The organism is Methylophilus sp. (assembly GCF_035460085.1).
Lineage (GTDB): Bacteria > Pseudomonadota > Gammaproteobacteria > Burkholderiales > Methylophilaceae > Methylophilus.
This window is the reverse complement of record NZ_DATHWZ010000068.1, coordinates 1-6,168: the sequence shown is the minus strand read 5'-3', so window position 1 is coordinate 6,168 and position 6,168 is coordinate 1. Positions and strand designations below refer to the sequence as shown.

6 protein-coding genes are annotated in these 6,168 nt (G+C 50.9%); 3 read left to right on the top strand and 3 right to left on the bottom strand.

What is annotated here, in order from left to right:
• The coding region (locus VK958_RS10165) for a porin (protein WP_325241070.1) at window positions 1-1,019 on the bottom strand (1,019 nt) is incomplete at its 3' end.
• Between the two features lie 307 nt (window positions 1,020-1,326).
• The gene (locus VK958_RS10160; RefSeq protein ID WP_325241069.1) at window positions 1,327-2,460 is read right to left on the bottom strand and encodes an MFS transporter; all 1,134 of its coding nucleotides are present in this window, start codon (window positions 2,458-2,460) and stop codon (window positions 1,327-1,329) included.
• 140 nt (window positions 2,461-2,600) lie between these two features.
• On the opposite strand from VK958_RS10160, the gene VK958_RS10155 reads away from it, so the two are divergent.
• Window positions 2,601-3,254, top strand: coding sequence for a Rossmann-fold NAD(P)-binding domain-containing protein (locus VK958_RS10155; RefSeq protein WP_325241068.1), 654 nt, complete (start codon window positions 2,601-2,603; stop codon window positions 3,252-3,254).
• Window positions 3,255-3,317: 63 nt separating this feature from the next.
• Here VK958_RS10155 and VK958_RS10150 read toward each other — a convergent pair whose 3' ends face one another.
• Entirely contained in the window at window positions 3,318-3,572 is a 255-nt protein-coding gene (locus tag VK958_RS10150) for a DUF2798 domain-containing protein (protein ID WP_325241067.1), read from the bottom strand.
• 118 nt (window positions 3,573-3,690) lie between these two features.
• Between VK958_RS10150 and VK958_RS10145 the strand changes: the two genes are divergently transcribed.
• Together VK958_RS10145 and ada are read left to right on the top strand one after the other, a co-directional pair.
• Window positions 3,691-4,620, top strand: a complete 930-nt coding sequence (locus VK958_RS10145; RefSeq protein ID WP_325241066.1) for a LysR family transcriptional regulator — start codon at window positions 3,691-3,693, stop codon at window positions 4,618-4,620.
• A gap of 118 nt (window positions 4,621-4,738) precedes the next feature.
• Window positions 4,739-5,812: a bifunctional DNA-binding transcriptional regulator/O6-methylguanine-DNA methyltransferase Ada gene (ada, locus tag VK958_RS10140; protein ID WP_325241065.1), complete on the top strand. Its 1,074-nt coding sequence runs from the start codon at window positions 4,739-4,741 to the stop codon at window positions 5,810-5,812.
• The last annotated feature ends 356 nt before the right edge of the window (window positions 5,813-6,168 follow it).

Below are 6,168 nucleotides of genomic sequence, written 5' to 3'. Positions count from 1 at the left end.
AACACATCGATACGTTTGTTGCTGTCACCATCAATCAGGTAGCCGACACCCACATCCACACGCTTGCGGTCCAGGCCGGTCGTGTCATTATTAAACTCCTGGTAAATCACTTTTGGCTGGAATTTACCGATCCACACGGTATCGGCGAAGGTGTAACTACCATTGACGAAAAAGCCTTTTGCTTCCGGTAGTACGGTGTCGCCGGTATTGTCGTTGTCATAGTTGTAATAAGACGCTTCAGCACCCAGCACCGCGCCGTTGCTCAATGGTTTTTCCAGGCGCGCATCCACGTTCCAGTATTTCGAATCGCCCTGGTTAAGAATCGTCCCGGTGCCGTCTTTCTGGTAACGGTAGGAACCGCCGATGGATAGGATAGACTTTTTGCCATCATAGCTGGCCAGGTTGTAAAAGCCCGGCTCGGTGTCCCAGAAGTTGTATTGCAGGCGGGTGGCATACGACAGGTTGTCAGACTGGTTTGAGCCGCCCTGGCGGCCGTTGGTCGCAGAGACATAGTATTTAAACGCGGCGCTTTGGTCCCAGCCAAAAAATACTGCGCCATTGTCACGGCCAGCAAATTCATAAGAACCTTGCTCAGCAATCGGGAAATCAAAGGTGGTGGAATACATAGGCGCGGAGGCGGACGCACGGCTGGCTGCCGGCAGGAAACGGCCGGCCCAGATATTCACGTAATTATTGATTTCCAGGCCCAGGTGACCATCCAGCAATTCGATTTTGTCATCAGCGACATTGCGCGCGAAGTTGAATTCATAGTTCACGTTTTTGTGCAATTTACCATTGGTGTATAAACGCGCTTCTTCCACTTCAAAGTCTTTGGAGCGGCTTCTGCCATTCGGGGCGGCATCACTAATAGAACTGAAGCTAACGCGCGAAGCCAGGCCTATATTGAGGAACAGGTTTTCATCACGTTGGATAGTCGGATCTGCATAAGCCTGGCTGCTGAGGATCATTCCGGTGAGAACCGCTAACTGTTTACGATGAATTTTTAATTTTGTTGTCATTTTAACTCTCTGCTGATTTGGAAAGATTGGAATAAGACTTTCGAGCGTTTTCAGGCGCAAAACGAAGTGATACCAATCTGCCTATTGCAGAAAGTGTGCCATCACAAAAACCTAATTAAAACAATGGTTTAATGTGAATTTTGGTGGATGCGACATGCTGGGTTATCGGCATGGTTGCTGGTGCTATGCCGTTGAGTCAGCAGGCCATGATGTAGTGATTAAATCAGGTGTGGTCGTGCATTCGCAAGTTACCGCTTTGCAAGCATGGAATGTCAGCAAACGCAGCCATACGAATTATTTTTTCGGCTTATTTTTTGGTAATTATGAACGAGCAAACGGGTACCAAACCAAGTAGCAGTGCCAGCATGATAAATGCATCAGGCAGGCCGATTTGTTGCGCTACGAAGCCGATCAAGGCCGGGCCGAGCAAGACGCCGGAATAGCCGACCGTGGAAATGGCCGCCACCGCCAGTCCGGTCGGCATCTCGGTTTGCGCACCTGCCAGCCTGAATAAGATGGGTGCGGTATTCGAAGCGCCTGCGCCAACAAGGAGAAATCCACTCAATGCTGCGAGCAGGGAGCTTGCATACACGGCAATAAACATCCCCGACACAGCGATGGTACCGCCCCACAGCAATAGCGTGCGATCCCCGAAACGGTTGCTTAATCCGTCGCCCATGAAACGGCCGCTCAGCATGGCGATGGAGAACACAATATAGGGTAGGCCGCCTTGTGCGGTGGGCACTAAATCAGCATCGGTAATCAGCAAAGCGCTCCAGTCCAGCATCGCGCCTTCGACCAGGAAGGCGATGCCGGTCAACAAAGCCAGGACAAGCACAATGCCTCTGGGTATCGAGAACAGTTGCCCATGCGCGCCTTGACTGGTCTGCGACAAGCGAGGCCAGGTGATCAGCATCAAAACGGCTAACAAAAGCGCAGAGACCAATGCGCTGGCGAAAGTGGTCATGTGCAAACTGAGCATCAAGGTCATCAAGGCTGACCCTGCAAAGCCACCCACACTAAACATGGCGTGAAAGCCGGACATCAGTGACTGCTGGGAAGCTTTCTCTACTTCTACCGCGTGCAGGTTCATGGAGACATCGAGCGAGCCTAACGATGCGCCAAAAAACAATAAGGTCACGGCAAGCTGTAAAGTACTTTGCGCGATGGGAAGCAGCATGACTGTGATCGCAAGTGAAAATCCACTCAAGATCATGATAGTCCTGCTGCCGTAACGCGCACTGATGGCGCCAGTCACCACCATGGCAGAAACGGAGCCTAAACCCAGGCATAACAGCAAAGTACCTAACACGCCGGGATCTAAATGTAGTTGCTCACGGACAAAGGGAATTAAGGGCGCCCAGCAAGAAAGACCAAATCCACCCACAAAAAAGACCAGCCTGGTGGCTAGTCTGGCGGCATGACTGTTTAAAGCGGGCATTGATATCCTGTATAAAATTAAAGGGGCTACTTTTGAGTTGATTTGTTTTGGCCTACACTTGGCCTCACTTGCACTGATGATATACACCAAAAGTGTATAAATGATTTCAATAAAAAGTTTTTTCTAGGGAGGCATCAAACATGAAAAATCGTCGAGTGGTTCTGGCCGGCGCATCAGGGCTGGTAGGTTCCTCACTATTGGCTTATTTATTGAAGGATAGTTCCGTGGCCGAGGTGCATGTGTTGAGCCGGCGTCCTTTGGATATCTCACACCCGAAGTTAATCATCCATGTAGTGGATTTCAAGTTCCTTCCCCCTTTGCCGCCGCTAGATGAAATCTACCTGGCATTAGGCACCACTATTAAACAGGCGGGGAGCCAGGAGGCATTCCGAGCGGTGGATTTTGAGGCAAATCTGGCAGTCGCATATGCAGGGCTGGCCTCCGGTGCAACGCGCCTGGGCGTGGTCAGTGCCATGGGCGCCAATGCCAACGCATCCATTTTTTATAACCGTGTCAAAGGTGAACTGGAAAATGCATTATCCAGCCTGTCATTAGAAGCACTCATCATCGCCAGGCCGTCATTGATCATAGGCGACAGGGATAAGCTGAATCAGCCCACACGGGTTGGCGAGAAAATAGGCACTTGGATCAGCAGGCTTTTGAACCCCTTACTGCCCATGAATTACAAAGCGGTTGAGGCAACAAAAATCGCCCTGGCCTTGCTGTCTGAGGTCCCCCGGCATCAAGGCAAACGCTTGTTGTTATCTGGTGAAATTCAAGGCTTTAAAGAGTGATAGCTTCGATTGGAGGCGACTATCTTTAGAGAATTGCAAACGATAGCCGATGGCGGTCCTCATTTATTCGATGTGCACTAAGGCTGATACCAGATGCATGACGACAGGCCTGACGATCAGCACGCAAAAAAATGCCACCGGCATTGCCAGAGCATAGGCATGCAGGACCCGGAGTATATATCCGCTATGGAGTCCGCTATTCGCCGCGACAATCACCATAGACATTAAAAAAGCCATGATCCCGGCCATGAAGAATGCAAAAACGTAAGGGGTGAATCTTTTCGGAATTCTGCGTGCGCTGGTGTTGTATTTCATCATTCTTGCCCTTCCTGTTTGAAACAAGACTGTATTGATTTTTGAAAGTGGTCGGTAGAGGATTGATTCTTGATTCATCTTAAAGCTAAACTATCGGATACATAAAATATTCGATAGTTGAATGGACACACTGCGTAGCATAGAGAGTTTTGTCAAAGCAGTACAAGCCGGCAGTATCGCGGCTGGTGCCAGGTTGCAGGGCATCACTGCCGCTGCGGCCAGCCAGAACATCCAGCGCCTGGAAAAGTCCCTCGGAACGCGGTTGCTCATCCGTACCACGCGCAAGCTCGCGATGACGGAAAGCGGCGCATTGTATTATGCAGAAGTGGAGCACCTGATTGAGGGGCTGGCACGTGCACAATCCGTGGTGACTGAATTTCATGGGCAACCGCAGGGGCGGTTGAGGGTCGGTACCTCTGTGGCTTTCGGCAGGCATATCCTGATGCCGCTCATCCCCATGTTCGCACGCGATTTTCCCAAGCTTTCGATCGAGGTGGTGTTATCGGACCGTAGCCTGGATCATGTGACGGAAAATATCGATGTCAGTATCCGCTTCAAGGAACAGCTGGAACCCGGCCTGGTCGCGAGGAAGATTGCAACAGCCCCTGTCGTTTACTGTGCGTCTCCAGACTATCTGCAACGAAAAGGCATGCCAAAACATCCTGAGGAATTATCAGCCCACGACTGCCTGATGTTCCGCGTGCCCGTAGATGGCCGTCTGTTCGACTGGGCTTTTGTCCGCGACGGTATTCGTTATGAGCCAGAAATCAAACCCAGCATTATCTGTAATGACATTGATGCGCTGCATAGGCTGGTGATTGAGGGCGCGGGTATTACGCGATTGGCCACATTCATTGCCAATAAAGATATCCAGAAGGGGAGGTTAATTGCATTATTTCAAGCTGATCCGGCAAGTGTGGGTAGCGTCAGGTCCGATACGGTGCCGCTGGAGTTTTATGCATGCTTTCGTGACCGGCATGCCATGACCAACAAAGTACGGGCGTTTGTGGATTATCTTGTGAGTGCCATCCCGCAAAGCTGGTCACTGTGATGATGGTTTGCTCATCAAACAATGCTTAATGCGCTGGGATTCAAAAGCAAGAATCAGCGTTTTTTAATCTATATTTCCATGTATCTTCGGCATCATCTACAGACACAGGATGTGAACGATGCGTAGTGAACAGGCACAAGATATCGTTGGTGATCAGCGTTGGCAAAAGGTGCTGGCGCGCGACCCGGCGGCAGACGGGCAATTCTTCTATTCAGTGAAAACCACCGGCATTTACTGCCGCCCTTCTTGTGGTGCGCGGCATCCACGGCCGGAGAATGTCGCCTTTCATGCCACTGCGAGTGAGGCTGAGCACGCCGGATTCCGGCCCTGCAAACGCTGCAAGCCGGATCAACCGGCTTTGTCCGCCATGCATGCAGAAAAGATCGCCCAGGCTTGCCGCATGATAGAGCGCGCGGAAGTGACCCCAACGCTGAAGGAGCTGGCCGCTCACGCAAGATTAAGCACCTATCATTTCCACCGCCTGTTCAAATCCATGAGCGGATTAACGCCTAAAGCGTATGCATCAGCGCATAAGGCGCGCGCAGTGCGCGAAAAGCTGGGGGTTGAAGCAACCATAACAGAAGCGATTTATGCCGCCGGTTACACATCGAACAGCCGATTTTATGAAACCGCCACCGATACGTTGGGCATGACACCTGCGCAATTCGTCAAAGGTGGCATCAATACCGAGATACGTTTCGCGCTGGGGGAATGTTCGCTCGGCAGCATTCTGGTAGCGAGTAGCGCCAAAGGACTCTGTGCGATTTCCATCGGTCACAGCGCAGAAGCACTGTTACATGCGTTGCAGGATACATTCCCGCATGCGAGCCTGGTCGGCGGCGATGCCGCATTTGAAGCACTGGTTGCGCAAGTCATTGGTTTTGTTGAAGCGCCCAGGCTGGGATTGGATTTGCCGCTGGATATCCAGGGCACCGCTTTCCAGCAGCGTGTATGGCAGGCGCTGAAGCTAATCCCTGTCGGTAGCACCGTGACTTATACAGAGCTTGCACGGTTGATCGGCTCACCCAAAGCCGTACGCGCAGTAGCTAGCGCCTGTGCCGCCAATACCCTCGCGGTGGCGATTCCCTGTCACCGGGTCGTCAGGCTGGATGGATCACTCTCTGGATATCGCTGGGGTGTAGAGATTAAAAAGACGTTGCTTGAAATAGAGGGAACACTAAACATTCTTTAAATAAAAATCAGACTTAAATGTAAAATATTGTTAACGACGTCAGGTTTTTTGCTCTCCCAGCGATTAAACAGTATAGGGATGTGAATAAGTAATGTTCCTGATTAATCCGGGATATTTTCCTGATGATGGTTTTTGGTATTGCGCATACCAAATAATTGGCTAACGGCTTACAAACTCAGCATACGGCAGTTTGATTTTTTTTAGAGGAATGGTCATGGACCTGGTACCTGACATAGTAGATTTGGTGTTGTATTTGCTGGGCGTGCTCTCGGTGGTGGTGTGGGCCATCATCATTATCAAGAGCTGGGCCTGGTACAAGTCGCAAAGCGAGTCCTCCGACTTTCTTTCCGAGTGGC

Coding starts and splice junctions, on each gene's coding strand:
- VK958_RS10160 (WP_325241069.1), bottom strand. CDS start 2,460: ATGCCCGCTTTAAACAGTCATGCCGCCAGACTAGCCACCAGGCTGGTC.
- VK958_RS10155 (WP_325241068.1), top strand. CDS start 2,601: ATGAAAAATCGTCGAGTGGTTCTGGCCGGCGCATCAGGGCTGGTAGGT.
- VK958_RS10150 (WP_325241067.1), bottom strand. CDS start 3,572: ATGATGAAATACAACACCAGCGCACGCAGAATTCCGAAAAGATTCACC.
- VK958_RS10145 (WP_325241066.1), top strand. CDS start 3,691: ATGGACACACTGCGTAGCATAGAGAGTTTTGTCAAAGCAGTACAAGCC.
- ada (WP_325241065.1), top strand. CDS start 4,739: ATGCGTAGTGAACAGGCACAAGATATCGTTGGTGATCAGCGTTGGCAA.